Origin of the sequence: Rhodoferax sp. U2-2l (genome assembly GCF_020594515.1) — a bacterium.
In the GTDB taxonomy this organism is placed as follows: domain Bacteria; phylum Pseudomonadota; class Gammaproteobacteria; order Burkholderiales; family Burkholderiaceae_C; genus Rhodoferax.
Map to the genome: position 1 here is coordinate 25,939 of NZ_JAJCTH010000022.1, position 23,175 is coordinate 49,113.

Here is a 23,175-nt window from a genome sequence, read left to right on the forward strand (position 1 = left end):
TTTATTACTCCTAAATGTCACGCATCAGGCGACGTAGCAAAGCACTTCACCACCGACACCGGTAGCACGCGCCTTGCGATCAGTCATCACACCTTTGGGTGTTGTGACAATGGCGACACCCAGCCCGTTCTGGACTTGGGGAATGGCATCGCTGCCACGATACACACGCAAACCAGGGCGACTGACGCGCTCAATGCGCTCAATCACCGGGCGACCGGCGTAGTACTTGAGGGAGATTTCAAGCTCTTGCTTGCCATCAACCGTATTGACCTTGAAGTCATCGATATAACCTTCGTCCTTCAGGACTTGGGAAATCGCCACCTTCACCTTGGAGGAAGGCACGCGAACAGACGTCTTGGCAACCATCTGCGCATTGCGAATGCGCGTCAACAGATCGGCAATAGGATCACTCATACTCATATCTATGTCTCCTGCCGCTTACCAGCTAGCCTTGACCATGCCAGGGATTTCCCCAGCAAAGGCCATTTCACGAATTTTTGCCCGAGCCAAGCCGAACTGTGCAAAGGTGCCACGTGGACGACCCGTGATTGCACAACGGTTACGCTGACGCGTTGGGTTGGCATTGCGCGGCAACATTTGCAAGCCGAGACGAGCAGCAGCACGCTCTTCGTCCGTACGCTTGGCATCGCCAGCGATCGCCTTCAGTTCCGCATGCTTCTTGGCATACTTGGCAACCAGTTTGTCTCGCTTGAGCTCGCGCTCGATTAAAGCCATCTTAGCCACAGATCACCTCAGTTCTTGAAGGGGAAACGGAAACCTGCGAGCAGTGCTTTGCACTCGTCGTCAGTTTTGGCCGTTGTTGTGATGCTGATGTTGAGGCCGCGCAAGGCATCAACCTTGTCATACTCAATCTCAGGGAAAATGATCTGCTCTTTGACGCCGATGTTGTAGTTGCCGCGGCCATCAAAAGACCGACCGGAAATACCACGGAAGTCGCGAACACGCGGCAGAGCCACAGTGACAAAGCGATCCAGGAATTCATACATTTGCGCACCGCGCAACGTCACCATGCAACCAATAGCCTGGTTCTCACGGATCTTGAAACCCGCAATCGCCTTCTTGGACATCGTCACCACAGGCTTTTGACCTGCAATCTTTGTCAAATCAGACACAGCGTGATCCATCACTTTTTTGTCAGCGACCGCTTCACTCACACCCATGTTCAAGGTGATCTTGGTCAGGCGAGGCACTTCCATGGGCGACTTGTAACCAAACTTGGCCACCAGTTCAGGCGCCAATTTTTCGCGATAGAGTTGTTGCAAACGAGCCATGTTCATGCCACCTTGATTTCTTCGCCGCTGGACTTGTAAACGCGTACACGTTTGCCATCAGCCTGCGTCTTGATACCAACCCGATCAGCCTTGCCTGTTGCCGCATTAAAGATGGCCACATTGGACTGATGGATCGGCATGGTTTTTTCAACAATACCACCAGCCTCACCCTTCATCGGGTTGGGCTTGGCATGCTTCTTGACCGTGTTGACACCGTCCACCACAAGGTGAGCGTCGTCTGTGCGCAGCGACACTTTGCCGCGCTTGCCTTTATCGCGCCCGGTGAGCACGATGACATCGTCGCCTTTGCGAATTTTGTTCATGAGATGTCCTTACAAAACTTCAGGGGCCAAGGACACGATCTTCATGAACTTTTCAGTGCGCAACTCACGCGTCACCGGTCCAAAGATGCGGGTGCCAATCGGCTCCAACTTGGCATTGAGCAGCACGGCAGCATTGCCGTCAAACTTGACCAGCGAGCCATCACTGCGACGGATGCCCTTGGCAGTGCGAACCACCACAGCACTGTAAACATCGCCTTTTTTGACGCGTCCACGCGGCGCAGCTTCTTTGATGCTCACTTTGATAATGTCGCCAACGCTGGCGTAGCGACGCTTGGATCCGCCCAGCACCTTGATGCACAGAACGGACTTCGCGCCGGTGTTGTCGGCGACTTCGAGTCGAGATTCGGTTTGGATCATTTGTTTATTCCCAACTTGCACCAGAAATTCATTTGCACAACGCAAATGTCTTGCCAGTCAGTCTTGGGCCCGTTGCACTCGGCGTGAACCACTCACACCGTCAGCTTTGGGCAGACACTTCGTACTTTTTCAAGCGAAGCCCTGCATTATGCACCAAAAGCAGAGGCAGGTCAAATGTTTTTGCTGGATTTCAGCAAATATTGCATCGCCAGCGCTTTGAAGGCGTCCACTTGGGGATCGACGCCCGTTTCGGTTTGCAAAACTTCTCCCACCCGTAGTGCCAGTTCGCTGGCCAGGCGTGCATCCAGAAACAGCAGGCGCGAACGGCGTGCCAGCACGTCTTCGACTGTCATCGCGTATTCATGGCGGGCGGCAAAACGCACCATGGCTTGCGTGAAACCTCGACTGAGTTCATCGTCTGCACCGGGCAGCGACTGGATGTAGGCCTGCTCCGAACCATAGGAATGCCAACCCGGCTCATCTGCCATTGACCGAACCGCATCGGTGGTACTCACCCCCACCAAACGCAAGCCAGCAGTTAGACCGCGCTTGCCCGGCGTTATCAGGCGTTGTTGCGCACACTTTTCGAGCACATCTTCGGCCATCGCGCGGTAGGTCGTCCACTTGCCACCCGTCACGGTCACCAGGCCACTGCGACTGACCACAATGGTGTGCTCGCGGCTCAACGCCTTGGTGTTGTTGCCGTCATCCTGCACCGGTTTGACCAGCGGGCGCAGGCCAACCCAAACACTTTTAACATCTGAGCGCGATGGTGCCCGGCGCAGATAACGGGCCGATTCGCGCAGGATGAAGTCGACTTCTTCGGCAAACGGCAGCGGCGTGCGGGACAAATCATGGCGCGGTGTATCGGTGGTTCCCAGGATGACCTTGCCCAGCCAGGGCACGGCAAACAAAACCCGGCCGTCCTCCGTTTTGGGCACCATCAGCGCCACCTTGGCATCCAGAAAACTGCGATCCACCACCATATGAATACCTTGGCTGGGCGCCACCATGGGTTGAGTCGCACCACCCGCGCTTCCTGGCACCGCGGCACCGTCTTTCTGACGCAACTCGTCCACCCAGACACCGGTCGCATTCACCACGCAGCGGCTGCGGATGTGAAAAAGCTGGCCTGACAACTGATCTTGACCTACCACCCCAGACACTTTGCCGTGTTCGTACATCAACTCGGTAGCGCGGCAATAGTTGACCAGCAGCGCGCCGTGGGCGGCCGCCGTGCGCGCCAGCACGATGGCCAGACGGGCGTCGTTGAATTGCCCGTCCCAGTATTTGATGCCACCTTTCAGGCCTAGCGGGCGCAAGGTCGGCAGGTGTCTGAGCGTTTGCGCGCGGCTCAGCAGCTCGGTGTGCCCCAAACCCGCGCGCCCGGCCAGCACGTCGTACATCTTCAGCCCGGTGCCGTAAAACGGCAGCTCCCACCAGTTGTAAGCAGGCAAAACAAACGGCAGGGGTTGCGCCAGATACGGCGCATTCTTCAACAGCAGCGTGCGCTCGTGCAGCGCCTCTTGCACCAGGGCGATATTGCCCTGCCCGAGATAACGCACACCACCGTGCACCAGCTTGGTCGAGCGCGATGAGGTGCCTTCGGCGAAGTCGTGCGAATCGATCAACACCACGCGCAGGCCGCGTGCGGCGGCGTCCAGCGCCACGCCCAGGCCGGTCGCACCACCACCCACGATGGCGATGTCGTATGGCTCCGGCTGTCCCAGGCGCTGCAGCAGATCGGCACGGTGGGTGGGCAAGGGCGACGGTAAAGTGGGCATGCTTGGCGTGAATGAGGACAATGAACGCCTGCATTATTCGCCAGATCCATGCGCTGGACTTGGCACCCAGCCAGATCCCCGCCGTGACGCCCGCTAACACCTTGGCGGCCCCATGTCGGGCTCGCGCATGCGATGCCTCAGACCAAGTGTAACGAAAAATTGACAGGTTGTCAGCGCAATTGATTAGACTCGGCGCTTTCACAATTGACAAGCGGTCTGGAACCGCACACCACTATGAGCGAGCGCATTGCATTTATTGGCGGCGGCAACATGGCCCAAGCCATCATCGGCGGACTGATCCAACAGGGCGTGTCACCGCAAAACATCGACGTGGTCGAGCCCTCGGCGGACACGCGTGACCAGCTGCTGAAGAGTTTTGACGTGACTGCGCAAGCGCAAGCCAGCGACGCCCTGACCGCTGCCGGCCTCGTGGTGTGGGCGGTCAAACCGCAAACCTTCAAGGACGCGGCTCTGGCCACGGCGCCTTTCACGGCGCATGCGCTGCACCTGAGTGTGGCGGCCGGCATTCGCACCGACAGCATGGCCGCATGGCTGGGCAGCGACCGCATCGTGCGTGCCATGCCCAACACGCCCGCGCTGGTGGGCCAGGGCATCAGCGGGCTGTTTGCCCGCGCAGGTGCCTCGGCGGCAGACCGGGCACGCGTTGAGCAGGTGATGGCCACCACGGGCGAGTTTCTCTGGATGGACGCCGAAGACCAGCTGGACGTGGTCACCGCACTGTCGGGCTCCGGCCCGGCCTATGTGTTCTATTTCATGGAAGCCATGACCATGGCCGGCACCGAGATGGGTTTGAGCCGCGAACAGGCGCACCAGCTGGCTGTGGCCACGTTCGCCGGTGCCAGTGGGCTGGCCAAGACCTCGGCTGAATCACCTCAGGTGCTGCGTCAGCGCGTCACCTCCAAAGGCGGTACCACGGCTGCGGCCATTGCCAGCATGGAAGACAACGACGTGCGCGCCCTGTTCATCGATGCCATGTACGCCGCCCGCGAGCGCGCCAAAAAACTCGGCAACGAATTCGGCGCGGCCTGAGTTACCCCAGCAAGGCCAAGCCCCACACCAGGGCGATGATCACCAGGCTGACCATCTGGGCCGCACTGCCCAGATCCTTGGCGCGCTTGGCCAGCGGGTGCCGCTCAAGCGAGGTGTGATCCACCGCCGCCTCCACGGCAGAGTTGAGCAACTCCACCACGATGCTGAACAGGTGGGCAAAAACCAGGACCATGCGCGACAGCGCTGGCAACGGCAGCCACAGCATCACAGCCACCCCAATGGCAGCCAGCAGGCAGACCTGGCGAAAGGCCGCCTCACCCGACCAGGCGGCCTTCAAGCCGTCCACGGAATACCCCGCAGCGCTCACAATCCGGCGCCAGCCGGTTTTGCCCTTGAAGGCGGTTTCTGCAGAGTCTTGCATGCGAGATGTCCGGGTGGGTTCGTTGGTTGGCGACGTGACAGATCGGCTGAGCGGGTCAATCAACGCAGCGCGTAGCCCAGCATCACCCCGGCAAACACGGTGGCCCCCAGCCAGTGATTAAGCCGGAACGCCTTGAAACAGCCGTCCCGGCTGCGCCCACGGATCAGGGTGAAATGCCACACCACCTGCGCCAGCGCCAGGCCGATCCCCACCATGTAGATCGCGCCCAGCCCCTCGGGTCGCAACGCCAGAGTCCAAAGCACGATGAAGATCAGGTAGAACACCACCACCGCTGGCACGTCGAACCGGCCCAGCGTGATGGCCGAGGTTTTGATGCCGATCTTCAGGTCATCGTCGCGGTCCACCATGGCGTATTCGGTGTCGTAGGCCAGCACCCAGGCCAGATTGCCCAGCATCAGCACCCAGGCCAGCGTCGGCACCTGGCCTTGCACCGCGGCAAACGCCATCGGAATCCCCATGCCAAACGCCACGCCCAGCACCGCCTGCGGCATCGACACCCAGCGCTTGGCGTACGGGTAAATCAAGGTCACCGCCAGCGCGGCAAACGACAGCGCCACCGTGAGCCCATTGGTGGTCAGCACCAGCGCAAACGCCACCAGCGCCAGCACCGCACCCACGCCCAGCGCCTCTTTCACCGACACGACCCCGCTGGTGACCGGCCGGTTGGCGGTGCGTTTGACGTGCCGGTCAAACTCGCGGTCAGCCACATCGTTGATGCAGCAACCCGCGCTGCGCATCAACACCGTGCCCGCCACAAACACCGCCAACAAATGCCAGCCGGGAAAGCCGCCCGCCGCCACCCACAATGCACCCAGGGTGGGCCACAACAACAGCAGCCAGCCCGCAGGCCGACTCCAGCGGATCAGATCCAGGTAAAGACTCAACTTCTTCTGCAGAAAACTCACTCGCACACCCTCTTCAACTGGTTCAGGAAAGCCGCGTGACACCGGGCAATTCGCAGGCATAAATGGCGTTGCGCAGCGCGGCAATCGCCTCGTAGCGGGTGAAACTGCGCCGCCAGGCCAGCACCACCCGGCGTGTTGGCGGGTCACCCGCAAACGGCAGGTATTTGATGAACGGCTCTTCGTCGCGCTTGCGCTTGGAGCTGGGCTCCAGCGCCTCCTTGGGCACACTCAGGCGCGGCACCAGGGTGACACCCATGCCAGCCGCCACCATGTGTTTGATGGTTTCCAGCGACGAGCCCTCAAAACTTTTGCGGATGCCTTCGGCATTGGCCGAAAAACGCGCGAACTCGGGGCAGACTTCCAGCACATGGTCGCGAAAACAATGGCCCGCACCCAGCAGCAGCATGGTCTCGTTCTTGAGCTGCTCACTGGTCACACTGCCCTGGCTGGCCAGCGGGTGGTGGGTGGGCACGGCTGCCATGAAGGGCTCGTCGTACAGCGGCGCCAGCGCCAGCCCGGCGTCGGGAAAGGGCTCCGCCAGGATGACACAGTCAATCTCGCCGGTGCGCAGCATCTCCAGCAGCTTGACGGTGAAGTTCTCCTGCAGCATCAAGGGCATCTCGGGCGTGTGCTCAATCACCTGGCGCACCAGCGCAGGCAACAAATAGGGGCTGATGGTGTAGATCACGCCCAGGGTCAGCGCACCGGCCAACGGGTTTTGGCCGCGCTTGGCGATCTCTTTGATCGCGGCGGCCTGCTCCAGCACACTTTGCGCCTGGCGCACGATGGCCTCACCAAGCGCGGTGACCGACACCTCGTTGGCGCTGCGCTCAAACAGCTTCACATCCAGTTCTTCTTCGAGCTTCTTCACCGCCACCGACAGGGTCGGTTGCGACACATAACAGGCCTCGGCAGCTTTGCCAAAGTGGCGCTCTCGTGCCACCGCCACGATGTATTTGAGTTCAGTCAGGGTCATGGCGCTATTGTCTTATCAGAACCGTCGCTTGGTTTTGGGCTGGATCAACAGGCAGGGCGGCCCGCACTCAGGCCTTCAGAAACTCGGCCTTGCCACCGAGCCAGCGCAACACATGCTGCGCTGCCAGTGCCGGGTGCTGGTCGAGCATCAGGGGCGCCAGCTCGCGCGCCCAGGCCAGCAGGCCTGCGTCAGCCACCACATCGGCAAATCGTAAGAGCGCCGCGCCCGACTGGCGCGCACCCATGAACTCACCCGGGCCGCGGATCTCGAGATCACGCCGGGCGATCTCGAAGCCGTCGTTGCTCTCGGCCATGGCGCGCAGCCGCTCACGTGCGGTTTCGCTCAGGCGGGGTGCATCGCCGGTGGAGTACAGCAGAACACAGGCGGATGCTGCCGCGCCGCGCCCGACCCGGCCGCGCAGCTGGTGCAATTGGCTCAGGCCGAAACGCTCGGCATGTTCGATCACCATCAGGCTGGCATTGGGCACGTCCACCCCGACCTCGATCACCGTGGTACTGACCAGCACACCCATCTGGCCGCCGGTGAACAGGCCCATCACCGCCCGCTTCTCGGCCACCGGCATGCGGGAATGCAGCAGGCCCACCATCACCCCGGGCAGCGCGGCGCTGAGCTGAGCATGGGTCTCGGTGGCGTTGCGCAGGTCCAGCGCCTCACTCTCCTCGATCAGCGGGCAGACCCAGTAAATCTGCCGCCCCTCGGCAATCTGGCCCCGGATGCGTGCCACCACCTCATCGCGGCGGGCGTCGTTGACCACCTTGGTGATGATCGGTGTGCGCCCTGGGGGCAGCTCGTCGATGGTGGACACGTCCAGATCGGCGTAATAACTCATGGCCAGCGTGCGCGGGATCGGTGTGGCGGTCATCATCAATAAATGAGGTTCCAGCGCATCGACCAGCTTGCCACGCAGGGCCAGGCGCTGGGCCACACCAAAGCGGTGCTGCTCGTCGATGATGGCCAGCGCCAGCCGGTGGAATTGCACCTTGTCCTGGATGATTGCATGGGTGCCCACCACCAGCTGCGCCTGTCCACTGGCAATCAGCGCCAGCATCTCGCGCCGCTCTTTGGCCTTCTGGCTGCCGGTGAGCCAGGCCACGGTGATGCCCAGTGGGTGCAGCCAGCCCACCAGTTTGGCAAAGTGTTGTGTCGCCAAAATTTCGGTGGGCGCCATCAGCGCACACTGCCAACCGGCGTCGATACACACCGCGGCCGCCAATGCCGCCACCACGGTTTTGCCGGAACCGACATCACCTTGCAACAGGCGGTGCATGGGCACGGTCTGGTGCAGGTCATGGGTGATTTCTTCACAGACGCGGCGCTGGGCGCTGGTCAGCTCAAAAGGCAAGGTCGCCAGCAGGCGCTCATACAGCGGCTGGCGCGCGGGGTGGCCCTCACCCCTACCCTCTCCCGGGGGGAGAGGGGGACAAGAAAGCGTATCGTCCGTTGTCAGCGCGGGTGCGCGCAAGACCGCGCGCTCGCGTTTGGCCTGCAATTGCGAGAGTTGCTGCGCCAGCAACTCCTCGGCCTTGAGCCGCTGCCAGGCCGGGTGGCTGTGGTCCTGCAGCGCGGCCAGTGTCACGTCGGGCGTCGGGTGGTGCAAAAAAGAGAGCAATTGACGCATATTCCACTTGGGCTGCAGGCCAATTTGGCTCAAATAGACGGAGGGAATGGTGTCGACCAACTCGGCACGCGCCAACCCGGCGTCCACGGCGCGGCGCAGGTAGGCCTGGGGCAAACCGGCCACCGTCGGGTACACCGGCGTCAACGCGGTGGCCAGTGGCCCACCAGCAGGTTTAAACGTCGGGTGCATCATCGTCAGCCCGGCAAAACCACCGCGGATTTCACCCCGCACCCGGATCTGGCTGCCCACCGCCAGGGCCTTCTGCTGCGAGGGGTAAAAAGTGAAAAACCGCAGCAGACAGGTGCCGGTGCCGTCGTCCAGCGTGACCAGCAGCTGGCGGCTACCGGTGATTCTGACCTCGCTGTGGCGCACCGTGCCTTCGACCTGGGCCAACTCCCCCTCACGCACATCACGCAGTTTGACCAGGCGGGTCTCGTCCTCGTAACGCAGCGGCAGATGCAGTGCCAGGTCAATCGGCCGATCCAGACCCAGCTTGCGCAGGGCTTTCTGCGGGCCGCTCAGCGGCTTGGTCGGCGGCGCGTTGGCAGAGGTGACGGACGGCTTGGGCATGTGCTGATTTTGCACGCGCTGCAAGTGCCGCTATGGCCCCGTGCACTCACGGGGCAACAGCCTGAGCGCGCAGCCACCTCAGGCGGACAAGGTCTGCGGCGCGCTGGGCCGCCCGAGTCGACTGAGTTTTTGCTCCACCAGATGGTAAAAAGCCGCACCGGCCAAGTTGCAGACCAGCCAGGCCACCAGCACCCCTGCCGTCTGCACCCAGACATGGTCTGAGCCATAACGCGTGAACCAGGCATTGACCACCAGGGCCACCGGGAAATTCAGCAAAAACACCGAGTAGGAAATCTGGCCCAGGTAGGCCAGCACCGGGCTGCGTGGCCAGCTGTAGAGCCAGCCCTTGCGCAGCGACCAGGCCAGCACCAGCGCCACCGTGAGCGCCAAGGCAATACGCGTGCGGAACTCAACCACCAGCGCCAGCAGCGTCAACAGCACCAGCGCCCACATGCGCCAGCGCCGCGCCCGCCCCGAAGGCAGTTGACTGAACCAGTACGCCAAAGCACCCAGGCCGTAGGCCCCAAAAAAGTACAGCGCCCAGTTGTCCCAGTCGGCATCGCGGTTGAAATAAAACAGGGACGCCAGCCCCAGCGCCCACACCAACGCCCGCGCCAGGCGCCGCCGTTGTGTAGACGGCGCGTCGGGCCAGCGGCGCGCCGCCCAGAGCAGCAGCAGCAGCAAGGCAAACAGCTGGAAATCAATCGCCACATACCAGACCCCGGCCGAGAGTGAGTCCATATCCAACACACTCTGCAGCAGCAACACATGGCTGACAAACTGCCACAATGTGGGTGAATCGGGCAAGGAGTCATGCTGCATCCAGTGGCCAGCCAGTTGGGTGCAGGCCATGGCCACCAGCAGCGCTGCGATGTAGGGCAAGGCCACGCGCACATAGCGCTGCCACAACTGGGCCAACGGATTGGGCGTCACCAGTACCGCCTCGGGCGCCAGGCTGCGCGCCGCCAGAAAACCGGCCACCACCAAGAACACCTGCACCGCCATACGTGCATCTTGGCTGAACCAGGCCACCAGATCGGGGGCCAGCAGATAGGCGCCATCGGACAGCGGGCCGTAAAAGGCAAGGTGGTGCAAGACGATCAGCTGCGAGGCAACCGCTTTGAACGCATCCACCAAGGGCAGACGCTGCCGGGACGCCGGGCGGGCGAGGGTAAGAAGTGAAGACATGTGATGGGGAAAGAGGCTGCTTGCAAACGGTGCTCAAGGCTGGTGCACGGTGGCCGACCTGGGCCAAACTGAGCCGGTAGCCACCACGCACAACCGAGCGCACAACACCACCACCCAACTCCGGCAGCACGTCCTCTGACCCTTGGCTGGCCCAAGCAGGGCAAGCACCTTCGCAAAAGGGTCTACTTTACTTGATGAACATCCTGGCCTGGACCGGGCATCAGCCCCTCAGCCTCGACCTGATGGGCACCTCCTGCGGCGGCATTCAAGCGACCGGATGAGGCGCCACGTCCGCAACAGCGGGTAAACCCAGCGGCAAAATGGCCTTGATGGTGGTCCCTTGTCCGGGGGCCGAGTTGAGTTCGAGGCGACCTTGCAGCGCATGCATGCGCTGTCGCATGCCCGACAAACCATGAGTCGCGTTCTTGCTTTGCCCTGCGTCAAAACCGACACCATCGTCGTTCACCACCACCTCAATATGGTTCCAGTAATTTTTCACCAGCACCTGCACCCGATTGGCATGGGCGTGTTTGGCAATGTTGGTGAAGGCCTCTTGCACCAGGCGGTACACCCCCAGTTGTTGCGCCTCGTCCAACTCAACGTCGTCCACACTGGTCTCCACCGTCAACTGTGTGTTGGCTCTGAACTCCTGCGCCAAAATCTCCAGCGCCGCAGGCAAGCCCAGGTTGGACAAGGACGAGGGGCGCAAATCCTCGATGATTTTTCGCTTGATGGCGATCCCGGCATTGAGCGTGCTCGTCAAATGACTCAGTCGTTCGTGCAGGTCGGGTGGGTCGGCTGGCAACCTGGATTTGACACGCGCCACATCGAACTTTGCCGCCGTGAGCAAGGAGCCCAGCTCGTCATGTAATTCCCGGGCCAAACGCTCGCGCTCGCGCTCCTGCACATTGATCAAATGGTTAGCCAGCCGCTCCAGTTCAGCGGTGCGCAGTGCCACCAAGCCTTCCAGTTTTACTTTTTCGTGCTGCAGATCTTGGGCGCGCCTTTGCGAGGCCTCATGCAACTTGGTCGAGCCACGCAAATACAGTCCAAACGCCAGCAAGCAAAAAAGCGCCGAGATCAAAAAGCTCAGACGCGACGCCTGCAAGCTTTTCTGGAGCTTGGCAGTTTGCCGTGTCAAATCTTGGGCTGCCGATTTCAGCAACGCATCTGAGGCAGCTCGCACGGCCTCCATGTACTGACGCCCCAGTCCGGTTTTCATCACGGTCTGCCAGGGTTCATGTTCAGCGCCAGATTGGCGCAGTTTGATCGTGAGCTCCAGCTCTGCCAGTTTGCGAGAAATGGCGCGCGAAAACACGGCGAATTCGGACATCATCTGGGCATTGGACATAACGAGCGCCCGCAGGCTGTTGAGCGACGCATCAACTTCGGTCACGGCATGGGTATAGGGCTGCAAATACCTCGGATCGCCGGTGAGCATGTAACCCCGTTGCCCGGTTTCAGCGTCCAGCAACAGACGCTGCACATCGTAGATCCTGGTCTGTCGCTCGGCGACAACAGCATTGGTGTGAGAAGCTTCACTGGCGGCGTCAAAATTGAGCTCATTCGCCACGATCAACAAAATAGCGACCATCACCGCCAAGCCCAAAATCACTGGCTGCTTGGATAACCATTTGCGGGCCGTCTTTGTCCAGACGTGTTGGCGGACGCTGTCAATCACACTGAACCCGTTCCCGTATGTACGCATCGTTCGTCTCACTGCCAGCCCTGATGCAAATTGCGCTTGACCGCAGGGCGCTACGGATTTGAGCTGCGCCGCCATCATAATTGGCCACCTACCGCATCATGACAAACATCAAAATTGCCATCATCGACGACCATGTCTTGGTACGCAGCGGCCTGCGAGGCTTCTTCACGGACCAGCCCGACATTGAGGTCGTCGCCGAAGCTGGTGATGGCGCCCAGGCGCTGGAGGTGGTGCGTCAACACCAGCTTGATGTCCTGATCCTGGATATCTCCATGCCCAAACAGTCGGGCATGGACGTGTTGGCCAGGATCCAAGCCCACGCGCCCGACTTGGGCATCCTGATCTTGAGCGGTTACCCCGAGGAGCACTACGCCGTGTCCTTGTTACGCCGTGGCATCAGCGGCTACCTCAACAAACAATGCGAACCCGAAGACGTCTTGGCGGCAGTACGTCGCATTGCGGGTGGCAACCGCTACATCACGCCTCAGATTGCCGACCTGTTGGCTGGCCAACTGAACCGGCCAAACGACGCTGCAGCGCATGAACAACTGTCCGCGCGCGAGCTGCAGGTGTTGCTGCGCCTGGCCAAAGGTGAAACCGTGGGTGATGTTGCCCAATCCTTGTTCCTGAGCGCCAAAACCGTGAGCACCTACCGCACCCGCATCCTGGAGAAAATGGGTTTGGCCTCGAACAGTGATCTGACCTACTACGCCCTGAAAAACGGGCTGCTGGATTGAGAGCGGCTCAGGGCAGCTTCACATCCAGACCCACTTGGCGGCAGTAGTCGATCAACGCGTCCACATCCTGCGACTTGTCAAACACGCGGTCCACCCCCAAACGCAAAGCCTGCGCACGCATCTCAGACGTGGCGTAGTTGGACAACACCAGCACCCGTTGTTTGGGAGAGCGGCCAGCGCAGGCACTGAGCACAGGCAAACCTGATCCGCGCTTGAGGAAAATATCCACAATGGCCACATCCCATCCGTCAGGATGTTCGCTCAGCCACTGAATCGCATCGGCCTGTTGCTCCGCAACACCCACCAGGCAGGCATCCGCAAGGTCCGTCAGCATGTCCATCAAACTGACACGGATCGTCAAACTGTCTTCAACGAGAAAAATGCGCAAGCTCACAACAAAAACGACCTCTCGTTTGGCAAAACAACCGCCCATAGGTTGGTTTTCGGCACCCAGGATATCGGAAAGTTGGCCAGAACGCTGTAGGACAAGACCGCAACTTGCACGATATCAGTAGCTGAAAGGAGGCGCTAGGCTAGTCACTTTGTAGGACAAGGCCCACAGCGCTTGGGGGTGGTGGCTGATAGCCCGGAAACAGGTCGGTGGGCATCATCCAAACCGACACCAACCACCAGGAGAGCACGATGCACATCCCCTCACGCCCCACTGGCGATCCACGGCAAAACCACTTCTTGGCCGCGTTACCCGAGTCGGTGTGGGCTCGCTGGCGCAACCAACTCGAGTTCGTCGACCTGCCTCTGGACAAATCCTTGTACACCTCTGGCGCCACCCCTGCGTATGTGTACTTTCCGACCACGGCCATCGTGTCCTTGCTGTACATCACACGCGACGGCGCATCCACCGAAATTGGTGCGGTGGGCAACGACGGTGTCATTGGCATCGATGTGCTGATGGGCGCAAGCACCATCGCCACCCAGGCTGTGGTGCAAAGTGCCGGGCACGGTTACCGCTTGAACGCCCATGCGGTGCGGCACGAACTGTCGCAAGGCGGACCGGCCTTGCCCTTGCTGCTGCGTTACGCCCATGCCCAGGTTGCACAAATGGCACAGCTGGCCGTGTGCAACCACTTCCATTCCGTCGAGCAGAAATTCTGCCGACGCCTGCTGATTGGTCTGGACCGCTCACCCCAACCTGAGCTGGCCATGACCCATGAACAATTCTCCAACCTGCTGGGGGTGCGGCGTGAAAGCATCACCACTGCGGCGCACAAACTGCAGCTCAGCGGCGTGATCCGTTATCGCCGAGGTCATGTCACCGTGCTGGATCGGCAGCGCCTGGAGCGTGGGGCCTGCGAGTGTTATGCCGCAGCCAAGAAACAATACCAAAGCACGATGCCTCTGCCCTTACCGCTGGCAGCATAAAAAAAAGCGCGGGCCACAGAGCAGCCCGCGCTTTTGTCAGATTCGTCCTTAACGTGCAGCGTTCGCGCGTTCGGCCAGGAAGATCTCGATACGGCGGTTTTTGGCGCGGCCTGCTTCGGAGCTGTTGTCCGCAATCGGTTCACGCGAACCCCGGCCATCAATCTGGATGCGGCGTGAATCCACCCCACGTGCGGCCAGGTAGTCGCGTGCGCTGGCTGCACGGTTGATCGACAGCGGGTTGTTGACGGCATCCGAGCCGGTGCTGTCGGTGTGGCCGATGATACGGATTTCAGTGTTGGGCTGGCTGGACAAGCCTTGAGCAAACTGGTTCAGGATCGGCTGCAGATTGGGCTTGATGTTGGCGCGACCGGTGTCAAACGAGATGTCGCTCGGAATGTTCAGCTTGAGCTGGTTGTCAGCGGTTTGCGTCACGGCCACGCCGGTACCGGCAGTGGCCTGCTCCATGGCGGCTTTTTTCTGTGCCATCTGGTTCGACCAGATATAGCCACCCAGCGCACCCACACCGGCACCAATGGCGGCTGATTTGGAGCTGTCACCAATGGCAGCCCCTGCCAGCGCGCCCACGCCAGCACCGATGGCGGCGCTGCGCTGAGCATCTGACATATTGGCACAGCCGCCGATCAACAAAGCCACAGCCGTCAGACCGACGGTGGTCAGGCGAGCAGAAGATGTTGAGATGTTCATGGTGTTTCCTTGGGAAGTTGTTAGAAAAACATAACTTATACCATCCACACCTATTTCACAACGTGCGCTGGCCAACACAGCCCCGCCGGGCTGCCGCATCCCAAACCAGGGCACTGCGACAATCTCACGCTCCATCCACTTGGCACGGGGCCTGTCCGCCCCTCAAGCACCATGAACATACCGTCCCCAAGCGCCCAGCGCAGCTTCACCCTCAGTGACTTTGACTTCCAGCTGCCACCCGAGTTGATTGCCCAACACCCAGCCCCCGAGCGCAGCGGCTCGCGCCTGCTGGATGGCCGCAGCGCCAGCCCGGTAGACCGTGTGTTCAGGGATTTGCCTGCGTTGCTGCAACCCGGCGACCTGATGGTCTTCAACGACACCCAGGTCATGAACGCCCGACTGTTTGGCGAAAAACCGACCGGCGGCAAGCTCGAACTGCTGGTGGAGCGGGTGCTGGGTGGCAACCAGGTGGCAGCCCACATGCGCGTCAGCAAAAAACCCGAGGTTGGCACCACCGTGGCCCTGGTGAGTGCACCCGGCAGCCAGGACCACTTAAGCGCCACCCTACTGGGCCGCTGGCCCGATGAACAAGGCGCGTTATTTCGCTTTGTGTTGTCCAACGACGCGGGTGACGACCCCTACACCCTGATGAGCCGTCATGGGCATGTGCCTTTGCCACCCTACATCACCCATACCGACTCGGAAGAAGACGCACGGCGTTACCAGACGGTGTTCGCCAAAAACCCAGGTGCCGTAGCCGCACCCACCGCAGCCCTGCATTTTGACGAGGCCTTGTTGGCGCAGATTGACGCGCTGGGGGTGCAACGCGCCCAGGTCACGCTGCATGTGGGTGCCGGCACGTTTCAACCGGTCAAGACCGAGAACCTGTCCGAACACCAGATGCACAGCGAGTGGTACGAGGTGCCTGCGGCCACCCAGCAGGCGATTGCCGATTGCCGGGCACGTGGTGGACGCATCGTGGCCGTGGGCACCACCACCGTGCGCACGCTGGAGTCCTGGGCGCAATCGGGCACCAGCACTGGCGACACCCGTATCTTCATCACCCCAGGCTTTGAGTTCAAACTGGTGGACGCGTTGATCACCAACTTCCACCTGCCCAAGTCCAGCCTGATGATGTTGGTGAGCGCCTTTGCGGGTTATGAGCACATCATGGCGCTGTATGCCCACGCCATCCAGGAAAAGTACCGATTCTTCAGTTATGGCGACGCCATGCTGCTGACCCGCCAGCCTTAACGCAGGCCAGGCAACTGGCCCAAACGCAAGAACTGCGTTTCACCACTGGCGCCACCCTCCACACCGTCGTTGTCGGTCACGGCAAAGGCCTGACCGGTTACGTCCACCGCAAAACTCTCGACCTTGTCGAGCACATGGCCGTGCTGCTTTTGCAAATCAGGCACCAGATCACGCACCAGGCGCTTGTGCACCACCGGCACCTTGCTGTCGCCTGGTGCGGCAGGTTGCAACCCAGCCACAGAGAAGGCTTTGAGTGTTTTGAGGGATTGGTCGCCAAACTGGTTGTCACGCTCGATCACCACAAAGCTGTCGTTACCGACGGCTGTGATCTCCGACAGCCCAACCCAGCCACCGGCCACCGCCGTGGTGTCGAGTGGGTAATGCAGCACACCCCAGGTTTGGGTGGCCGGGGTGTAGCGCAGAATCTTCACCATCCCCTTGGGGTCGTCCTTCCACTCCCGCTGTACCGCCAGCCACACCTGTTCTTGCGCACCTTCACCGGTGGTGGCGACCCCTTCCAGGCCAAAACGCACAGCGTGGCGGCTCAGGCTCTCGGGCAAGGTGATCTCCTCCTGCACTTCACCCTTGGCATTGACCCGGACCAGCATGTCTTTCAGGGGACCTGACTTCTTGTCAGGGTCCCCCTCGGACGCGATCCAGAAACCGCCGTCGGCGCGCTGCGCGATGCCTTCACCGTCAAAACCCACCGGTTTGCCATCCTTGGTGACGGTGATCGCTGCGGTGATGAGCGCAGGGCTGAAGTTGGCGTCGATCTGCAGGATGCGTGTTGTGGCATAAGCGCTGTCGGTCACCGCCCACAAACGTCCCGCTTTCTGGCGATCAGCAGAGAAACCAGAAAGCGCGCCCCAAGGAATCGGTGTGCCGCTGGCGCTGTCACTCGACATCAGCGTGGGATAGGCGGGCAGCTCGGCACCCCGCTGGTAAATCATCACGCCCGAGCGGGCCGCACCGTCGTTTTCACTGGCCACCACCAGCAGATTGCGTTGCGGGATGGCCAGCACACCTTCGGGGCCACTGCCTGCGGGCAAGGCCTGCAGGTACTGCGGTGACTGGCCAGCGCCCCGGTCACGCCACACCGTTACCAGTGAGGAGCGCTCCGAACCCACAAAAATCAGACGATCCTTGCCGAACATACCCACTTCCACACTCTCAGGCTCGTTGCCTTTGGCGCCCGAACGTGCTTCTGGATAGTGGCCCAGGCGGATCGCCTCATGGTCCAGGAAGTTGCCACTGTCCCAGGCCAGGGTGCCGGCGGTGTTAAAGATGGAGAAACTGCGCGAACCACCCTTGTAGTCACCTTCGTTGGCGGTGACAAACCGTTTGTCATCCAGCCAGGCCACTGCATCGGGCTCACGCAGCACACCGGTCAGGGAGTCAGTTGGTTGGATGTTGCCGTCACGCTGGGTGTCGACCTCTTTGAGGTTCACCGTGCCCGCAGAGAAATGTTTGAGAACCGCCCGTTTGGCCACATCGACCAGCACCAGGTGGTTGTTCTCCTGCAAGGACACCACGGCCACGCCTTGGCGATTGACCTTGACAAACTCGGGCTCCGGGTCACTCGGCGCAATCTCGGCCAAACCGGCCAGAGACACCGGGTGCAGCCGTGTGCAATCCGGCAAACCTTGGGCATTGAGCGGCACGATGCTCAGGTTGCCACCGGGCAACTGGGGAATGGCGCCCTTGTTGCGCTTTTCATCACGTTCGTTCTCGATCACGATCACCGCATGTTGGGTGCCAGCATCCAGGGCAATCGAATCAGGCTGACCACGCAGCGGGCATTGGGCCACCAGCTTGCGGCTGGCAAAGTCCAGCACCGCCAGATGACCTTCGGGTTGGTCAAACTGGCGGGTAGAACTCACCGCAGCCAGCACTTTGCCATGGGCAAACACCACCGAGGTCGGCTCACCATCGACCGGCACAAAACCGGCTGGTTTGGGCTGAGAAGGCTTGCTGATGTCAATGAAACCAATACCCTGCTGTTCACCGTCGGTGTAGGCCAGCCAACGGCCATCGGCACTGGCCGCCACAATTTCGGCCACCGACTTTTTGCTGACGGCGCGGCCTTCGGGCACATTGCGGTAGGCCTCAAAAGTGGCCACGCGGTTGAAATAGCTACCCGTTGTGGCGGCGGGTTGTGCCAGAACGGGCATCAAGGCTTGTGCGCAAGCCAACACCAGGGCGACCTGGATCGGGGAACGTGAACGTGACATGGGTTATTCCTAAAGTAAAAGGCGGGTGACACAGCGCCTGCTGTCACCTGCTCAAGAGAAAATCCTATGTCGATCACGTGACGATTTGGTGACACTGGCCCGCTGACCTGCACCCGGCACGCGACGATGCCACGATCAAAGACAATAGCCCCATGCTCACATTCGACCTGCTCCATACCGACCCCGCCAATGCTGAAACTGGCTACGCGGGCTCCCACGCCCGCCGTGGCACCCTGACCCTGAACCACGGTGTGGTGCAAACGCCGATCTTCATGCCCGTGGGCACCTACGGCACCGTCAAGGGCGTGATGCCCTCCAGCCTGGAAGACATGGGCGCGCAGATCATCCTGGGCAACACCTTCCACCTGTGGATGCGCCCGGGGCAAGACGTGATGAAGAGTTTTGGCGGCCTGCACGGTTTTGAGCGCTGGAACAAACCGATCCTGACCGACTCAGGCGGTTTCCAGGTCTGGAGCCTGGGCGCCATGCGCAAAATCACCGAACAAGGGGTGCACTTTTCCAGCCCGGTCAACGGCGACAAACTCTTCATGTCGCCCGAAGTCTCGATGCAGATCCAGACCACACTCAACTCCGACATCGTGATGCAACTTGACGAATGCACACCGTATTTGTCGGTGGAGCCCAAAACCAAGGGCCAGATCACCACCGAGCGTGAAGCGCGCACCAGCATGGAAATGAGCCTGCGCTGGGCCAAACGCAGCCAGGACGAGTTTGCCCGGCTGGAAAACCCCAACGCCTTGTTTGGCATTGTGCAAGGCGGCATGTTTGAGCACCTGCGCCAGGAGTCACTGGAAGCGTTGGTGGCGATGAATTTCCCCGGTTACGCCGTGGGTGGCGTCAGCGTGGGCGAGCCGAAAGACGAGATGTTACGCATCATGGCGCACAGCCCACACCGCTTGCCCACCCACAAACCACGTTACCTGATGGGTGTGGGCACACCCGAAGACCTGGTCGAAGGTGTGGCGCAAGGTGTGGACATGTTCGACTGTGTCATGCCCACGCGCAATGCGCGCAACGGCACCCTGTTCACGCGTTATGGTGACCTCAAAATCCGCAACGCCCGCCACAAGACCGACCACGGCCCGTTGGACGCCACCTGCACCTGTTACGCCTGCAAGGGCCAGACCCGGGCCGACGGAACAGTGAGTGGCGGTTTCAGCCGTGCCTACCTGCACCACCTGGACCGCTGCGCCGAAATGCTCAGCCCGATGCTCTCGAGCATCCACAACCTGCATTACTACCTGAATTTGATGGCGGAGATGCGGGCCGCGCTGGAAACGGGCACCTTTGGCGCCTTCCGCGCCCAGTTCAAGGCAGACCGCTCGCGCGGGGTGTAGGTCGAATTTATCCTTGCAGATCATGGAATGAAACTCCCGGATTGCAAGGATGTTTCAACGCCATTGGCTGCCACGGCTTGCACAAGAACTGAAACTGGTGCAGGACGCCACCCGCTTGAAGCGCGGGTTAAAACAGCAAAAAGTCGCGCAAATGACTTTGAGCCGCTGGATTTTTTCTGAGCCGGTCAGGTCATCCCGCTGAACCTGAATCGCCACGACCGCGGATGTGACTTGGACGCATGGATGCCGGGTCGGGGCCCGGCATGACAACCGGTTATGTCACGTCAATTCCCGGTAAAAACGGTCAACACCCCGGTGTAGCCATACAGGTGGTTGCGGGCGATTTCGCCGCCGGCAAAAAAGCCGACCAGCGGCACGTCGCCCAGCGCACGGCGAATGATCTGCAGCTCGGCGCTCGGCCCGCCGAAATGTTCGCCACCCCGCCCGGCGCAGCTCACATAAATGGCCCCGGCGATGCCGCGCTCGGGGTGTGGTGCGGCCTCGGCCTCGCTGGCGGCCAGCGCGGTGGCCGATTCCAGCGCCAGCTCTTGCGGCTCGAGTTCCTCGCGGATTTCAGCGCAGATGCGCATCAGGTCGGCGCGGGCGGCCTGTATGTTGCGCTGGCAAAAGGCCAGCTCCATGCCGACCTTGACGGGGGAGGCCACTGCAACGCCGTAGCGCATCGGGTCCAGCCCGATGATGTTGCGCACCAACACATCGCTGCCAAAGTTGCCGGTGCGGGTGATGGTGGGCGAGTCGCTGGATGGCCCCGACGCGCCGCGCTCGGTGATGCCCGCCAGCGTGGCACGCACCGCCTGCAGCGCGTCATGCGGCTCCTCCAGGCTGACGCCCAGCTCGCGCATCAGCACCTCCAGCGCGGGTTCACCGTCCAGCGTCAGCACCAGATTACGCTCAGCCCCGGTGATGTGGTGCGCTTTGGCCACCGGCAGGCAACCTTGGGTGACGCGCGAGACCATCGCCACGCCAGGCCCAAAGGCCACACCACTCAAGCCACCGCTGAAGACGCCGCTGGCGGCGCCCTGGCCTTTGACATTGCCGTCACCCGCCACCGCAAATTGCACTGACTTGCCCCGGCTGCTTGAGAGGCCGCCAAACAGGTAGCCCGAGTCGGTGCGCGCGGCCATCTCGGCAATCAGGTCGGCCAGATCGGTGGTGTGCGGGTCGGCGTGCACCAGCGCCGAATGCGCCTCAAACGCCATGCCCAGCGGCGCCACGCCCGAGAACACGCGGTACTGGTCGGTGGGCAGCTCACACAGCATAACGGCCATGGCAGGCTCGTCCACATATTCAACGTTGTTGGCGGCAATGCCCACGCCGACCGTGCCAGCCCAATCGGTCACCTCAGGCAGCTCGGCGCTGAGGTGCGCCAGGATGTCCTGCGCATCTTGGGCATACCGGTCGGTGATGTAGAGCAAGGCCAGCGTCGGGTTGCGGGCATAACCGTGCAGCGTCATCTGGGCACGCAACTGCGCCAGCACCAAGCCGGCGGCCATCTCCCAGCGTGGGTGGGTGGCGTGTGCGTAGGGGAACAGTTTCACGATCGGCTCCTCGGGCGGGTGCGCGCCCTGTGTCTCAACAAGCTAGCGGCGTCGGGCCGCCTTGGGTGCTGCGGTGGCTGCTTTTTTGGTCGCCGTTTTGGCCGCGGTTTTGGCCGAAGGTTGGGCGGCAGTGGGGGTCAGTGCACTTCTGGACGCACTTTTTTTGGCTGCGGCCCGCGGCGCGGGAGCCGCTTTGCCCGCTGGCTTGGCCAGGCCCTTGGCTGCCCCTGCGGCAGCCCCTTTGAGCATATTCTTGCCCATGTCCATGGCGCTGACCTTGCCAGCCTCGGCCATGGCGCTGGCGGCAATCGACTGGAACTGGTGGGTGAGCGATGTCCACAGCTGCATCGGGTCGGCCATGCCTGCCACGGCTGCCGCGGCGGCGGGCTTGGCCACGTCGGTGACGCTTTTGGCGATCTCTTCGGTTTTGCCAGCGACGTCACTCACCGTCTGCACCGCAGCGGCGGCGGTGTCGGAGACTTTTTGCATGCTGGACGCCACGGTATCGGCGGCCTTGAGTTTGAAGGCGTTGGCCATGTCGGTCATGCTGAAGTTCATGCCCTTCAGGGTGGCCAGGGTCATCTTTTGCACTTCCAGCGCCTGCACGGTGGCGGCCAGCGCGCGCGAATTCTGGTCCAGCCAGAAGTGCACCGCCTTGAGTTCGGAGATACGTTTATCCAGCTCCTCCACACTGAGGGTGGGCGCAATCCAGTTGGCCATGTTGGGCATCTGCGGGATGGCCTGCGAGGTGCTCTTGGCCAGGTTCTGCAAAAAGTCAAAGCCCGGTACAAACTGGGCAAAACCGGCGCTGGATGTGTCGCTCATGAAGGTCTCCTGTGGGTGTGGCTGGAAGAACCAGCAGCTTACCCCAACGCGCCACGCACTGTGCGTCGATTCACGCCCTGATCGAGCGAAGTTTGCGCGGTGCCACCATGACGCCGGTTCAGGCCACCATCCCGGCGTGGTATCTGGCAAAAAACTGTTGGGTGGCAGCGTGTTGCGGGCGGTCGATGACCTCGGCGGCGGGGCCACTTTCCAGCACCACGCCGTCGCGCATGAAAACCACCTGGTCCGCCACCTCGCGGGCAAACGACATCTCGTGGGTGACCAGGATCATGGTCATGCCATCAAGCGCCAGGTCGCGGATCACGCCCAGCACCTCACCCACCAGCTCGGGGTCCAGCGCCGAGGTGACTTCGTCAAACAGCATCACCTGTGGCTGCATGGCCAGCGCCCGGGCAATGGCCACGCGCTGCTTTTGCCCGCCCGAGAGCTGCGCCGGGTGTTGCTCGGCCTTGTCCTGCAAGCCCACTTTGGCCAGCAGCGCCAGGGCCTGTTCGCGCGCTTGCGCCTTGGGGGTGCGCAGCACGGTGAGCGGGCCTTCCATCACGTTTTGCAGCGCCGTCATGTGCGGGAACAGGTTGAAATGCTGGAACACCATGCCGGTGTTGGCCCGAAAACGCGCCAGCGCGCGGTCGCCTGGCAGGCGCGTGGCGTCGCCCGAATACGTCATCTCGTGGGTGCCGACGCGGATGCTGCCCTTGTCGGGAAGGGTCAGCAGGTTCACACAGCGCAGCAGCGTGGACTTGCCCGAGCCCGACGGCCCCAGCAGCGCCACCACCGCGCCTTTGTCGATGTGCATGTGGATGTCTTTGAGGACGACATGGTCGCCAAAGCTTTTTTGGAGTCCCTGGATGTCGATCATGGCTTTGCGTCTCGCGTGCTTCATTGTCTG

At 61.6% G+C, this 23,175-nt stretch carries 23 protein-coding genes; 5 read left to right on the forward strand and 18 right to left on the reverse strand.

Going from position 1 to position 23,175, the window contains the following annotated elements:
- Nucleotides 1-24: 24 nt before the first annotated feature.
- The 6 genes from rpsH to LHU53_RS17885 form a co-directional block, all read right to left on the reverse strand.
- Nucleotides 25-420: a 30S ribosomal protein S8 gene (gene rpsH / locus LHU53_RS17860; RefSeq protein ID WP_227334143.1), complete on the reverse strand. Its 396-nt coding sequence runs from the start codon at nucleotides 418-420 to the stop codon at nucleotides 25-27.
- An 18-nt stretch (nucleotides 421-438) separates the two neighbouring features.
- On the reverse strand, nucleotides 439-744 hold the full coding sequence (gene rpsN, locus LHU53_RS17865; RefSeq protein WP_227334144.1) for a 30S ribosomal protein S14: 306 nt from the start codon (nucleotides 742-744) through the stop codon (nucleotides 439-441).
- Between the two features lie 8 nt (nucleotides 745-752).
- The gene (gene rplE / locus LHU53_RS17870) at nucleotides 753-1,292 is read right to left on the reverse strand and encodes a 50S ribosomal protein L5 (protein WP_227334145.1); all 540 of its coding nucleotides are present in this window, start codon (nucleotides 1,290-1,292) and stop codon (nucleotides 753-755) included.
- A 2-nt stretch (nucleotides 1,293-1,294) separates the two neighbouring features.
- Nucleotides 1,295-1,615, reverse strand: a complete 321-nt coding sequence (rplX, locus tag LHU53_RS17875; RefSeq protein WP_227334146.1) for a 50S ribosomal protein L24 — start codon at nucleotides 1,613-1,615, stop codon at nucleotides 1,295-1,297.
- 9 nt (nucleotides 1,616-1,624) lie between these two features.
- A complete protein-coding gene (gene rplN / locus LHU53_RS17880; RefSeq protein WP_075585457.1) occupies nucleotides 1,625-1,993 on the reverse strand; it encodes a 50S ribosomal protein L14 in 369 nt (122 codons plus the stop codon).
- 170 nt (nucleotides 1,994-2,163) lie between these two features.
- Nucleotides 2,164-3,777 (reverse strand): glycerol-3-phosphate dehydrogenase/oxidase, encoded by a 1,614-nt coding sequence (locus LHU53_RS17885; RefSeq protein WP_227334147.1) that lies wholly within the window; start codon nucleotides 3,775-3,777, stop codon nucleotides 2,164-2,166.
- A gap of 234 nt (nucleotides 3,778-4,011) precedes the next feature.
- Here LHU53_RS17885 and proC point away from each other — a divergent pair, with 234 nt between their 5' ends.
- On the forward strand, nucleotides 4,012-4,827 hold the full coding sequence (proC, locus tag LHU53_RS17890; protein ID WP_227334148.1) for a pyrroline-5-carboxylate reductase: 816 nt from the start codon (nucleotides 4,012-4,014) through the stop codon (nucleotides 4,825-4,827).
- Between the two features lies 1 nt (nucleotide 4,828).
- Here proC and LHU53_RS17895 read toward each other — a convergent pair whose 3' ends face one another.
- From LHU53_RS17895 to LHU53_RS17920, 6 genes are all read right to left on the reverse strand, one after another.
- Complete coding sequence (locus tag LHU53_RS17895) at nucleotides 4,829-5,209, reverse strand: diacylglycerol kinase (protein ID WP_227334149.1); 381 nt, start codon at nucleotides 5,207-5,209, stop codon at nucleotides 4,829-4,831.
- 59 nt (nucleotides 5,210-5,268) lie between these two features.
- Entirely contained in the window at nucleotides 5,269-6,135 is an 867-nt protein-coding gene (ubiA, locus tag LHU53_RS17900) for a 4-hydroxybenzoate octaprenyltransferase (protein WP_227334150.1), read from the reverse strand.
- 22 nt (nucleotides 6,136-6,157) lie between these two features.
- The gene (locus LHU53_RS17905) at nucleotides 6,158-7,111 is read right to left on the reverse strand and encodes a LysR substrate-binding domain-containing protein (RefSeq protein WP_227334151.1); all 954 of its coding nucleotides are present in this window, start codon (nucleotides 7,109-7,111) and stop codon (nucleotides 6,158-6,160) included.
- Nucleotides 7,112-7,178: 67 nt separating this feature from the next.
- On the reverse strand, nucleotides 7,179-9,320 hold the full coding sequence (gene recG / locus LHU53_RS17910; protein ID WP_227334152.1) for an ATP-dependent DNA helicase RecG: 2,142 nt from the start codon (nucleotides 9,318-9,320) through the stop codon (nucleotides 7,179-7,181).
- 78 nt (nucleotides 9,321-9,398) lie between these two features.
- Nucleotides 9,399-10,508 (reverse strand): acyltransferase, encoded by a 1,110-nt coding sequence (locus LHU53_RS17915; RefSeq protein WP_227334153.1) that lies wholly within the window; start codon nucleotides 10,506-10,508, stop codon nucleotides 9,399-9,401.
- 265 nt (nucleotides 10,509-10,773) lie between these two features.
- A complete protein-coding gene (locus tag LHU53_RS17920) occupies nucleotides 10,774-12,216 on the reverse strand; it encodes a CHASE3 domain-containing protein (RefSeq protein WP_227334154.1) in 1,443 nt (480 codons plus the stop codon).
- A gap of 98 nt (nucleotides 12,217-12,314) precedes the next feature.
- On the opposite strand from LHU53_RS17920, the gene LHU53_RS17925 reads away from it, so the two are divergent.
- Nucleotides 12,315-12,953 (forward strand): response regulator transcription factor, encoded by a 639-nt coding sequence (locus LHU53_RS17925; protein WP_227334155.1) that lies wholly within the window; start codon nucleotides 12,315-12,317, stop codon nucleotides 12,951-12,953.
- Nucleotides 12,954-12,960: 7 nt separating this feature from the next.
- On the opposite strand, the gene LHU53_RS17930 is transcribed toward LHU53_RS17925, so the two are convergent.
- Nucleotides 12,961-13,347 (reverse strand): response regulator, encoded by a 387-nt coding sequence (locus LHU53_RS17930; protein WP_227334156.1) that lies wholly within the window; start codon nucleotides 13,345-13,347, stop codon nucleotides 12,961-12,963.
- Nucleotides 13,348-13,595: 248 nt separating this feature from the next.
- On the opposite strand from LHU53_RS17930, the gene LHU53_RS17935 reads away from it, so the two are divergent.
- Nucleotides 13,596-14,333 (forward strand): Crp/Fnr family transcriptional regulator, encoded by a 738-nt coding sequence (locus LHU53_RS17935; protein ID WP_227334157.1) that lies wholly within the window; start codon nucleotides 13,596-13,598, stop codon nucleotides 14,331-14,333.
- A gap of 48 nt (nucleotides 14,334-14,381) precedes the next feature.
- On the opposite strand, the gene LHU53_RS17940 is transcribed toward LHU53_RS17935, so the two are convergent.
- Nucleotides 14,382-15,038: an OmpA family protein gene (locus tag LHU53_RS17940; protein ID WP_227334158.1), complete on the reverse strand. Its 657-nt coding sequence runs from the start codon at nucleotides 15,036-15,038 to the stop codon at nucleotides 14,382-14,384.
- Nucleotides 15,039-15,209: 171 nt separating this feature from the next.
- On the opposite strand from LHU53_RS17940, the gene queA reads away from it, so the two are divergent.
- Nucleotides 15,210-16,292 (forward strand): tRNA preQ1(34) S-adenosylmethionine ribosyltransferase-isomerase QueA, encoded by a 1,083-nt coding sequence (gene queA / locus LHU53_RS17945; RefSeq protein WP_227334159.1) that lies wholly within the window; start codon nucleotides 15,210-15,212, stop codon nucleotides 16,290-16,292.
- Here the strand turns inward: queA and LHU53_RS17950 are convergent.
- A complete protein-coding gene (locus LHU53_RS17950; RefSeq protein ID WP_227334160.1) occupies nucleotides 16,289-18,523 on the reverse strand; it encodes an esterase-like activity of phytase family protein in 2,235 nt (744 codons plus the stop codon). The genes queA and LHU53_RS17950 overlap by 4 nt on opposite strands.
- Nucleotides 18,524-18,675: 152 nt before the next feature.
- Here LHU53_RS17950 and tgt point away from each other — a divergent pair, with 152 nt between their 5' ends.
- On the forward strand, nucleotides 18,676-19,881 hold the full coding sequence (tgt, locus tag LHU53_RS17955; RefSeq protein WP_227334161.1) for a tRNA guanosine(34) transglycosylase Tgt: 1,206 nt from the start codon (nucleotides 18,676-18,678) through the stop codon (nucleotides 19,879-19,881).
- Between the two features lie 284 nt (nucleotides 19,882-20,165).
- Here the strand turns inward: tgt and LHU53_RS17960 are convergent, their stop codons facing one another.
- From LHU53_RS17960 to LHU53_RS17970, 3 genes are all read right to left on the reverse strand, one after another.
- Nucleotides 20,166-21,440, reverse strand: coding sequence for an FIST N-terminal domain-containing protein (locus LHU53_RS17960; protein ID WP_227334162.1), 1,275 nt, complete (start codon nucleotides 21,438-21,440; stop codon nucleotides 20,166-20,168).
- Nucleotides 21,441-21,482: 42 nt separating this feature from the next.
- Nucleotides 21,483-22,265 carry a PhaM family polyhydroxyalkanoate granule multifunctional regulatory protein gene (locus tag LHU53_RS17965; RefSeq protein WP_227334163.1) on the reverse strand — a complete coding sequence of 261 codons (783 nt, stop codon included), beginning with the start codon at nucleotides 22,263-22,265 and terminating at the stop codon, nucleotides 21,483-21,485.
- Nucleotides 22,266-22,383: 118 nt separating this feature from the next.
- Complete coding sequence (locus tag LHU53_RS17970) at nucleotides 22,384-23,169, reverse strand: amino acid ABC transporter ATP-binding protein (RefSeq protein ID WP_304621940.1); 786 nt, start codon at nucleotides 23,167-23,169, stop codon at nucleotides 22,384-22,386.
- Nucleotides 23,170-23,175: the final 6 nt, after the last annotated feature.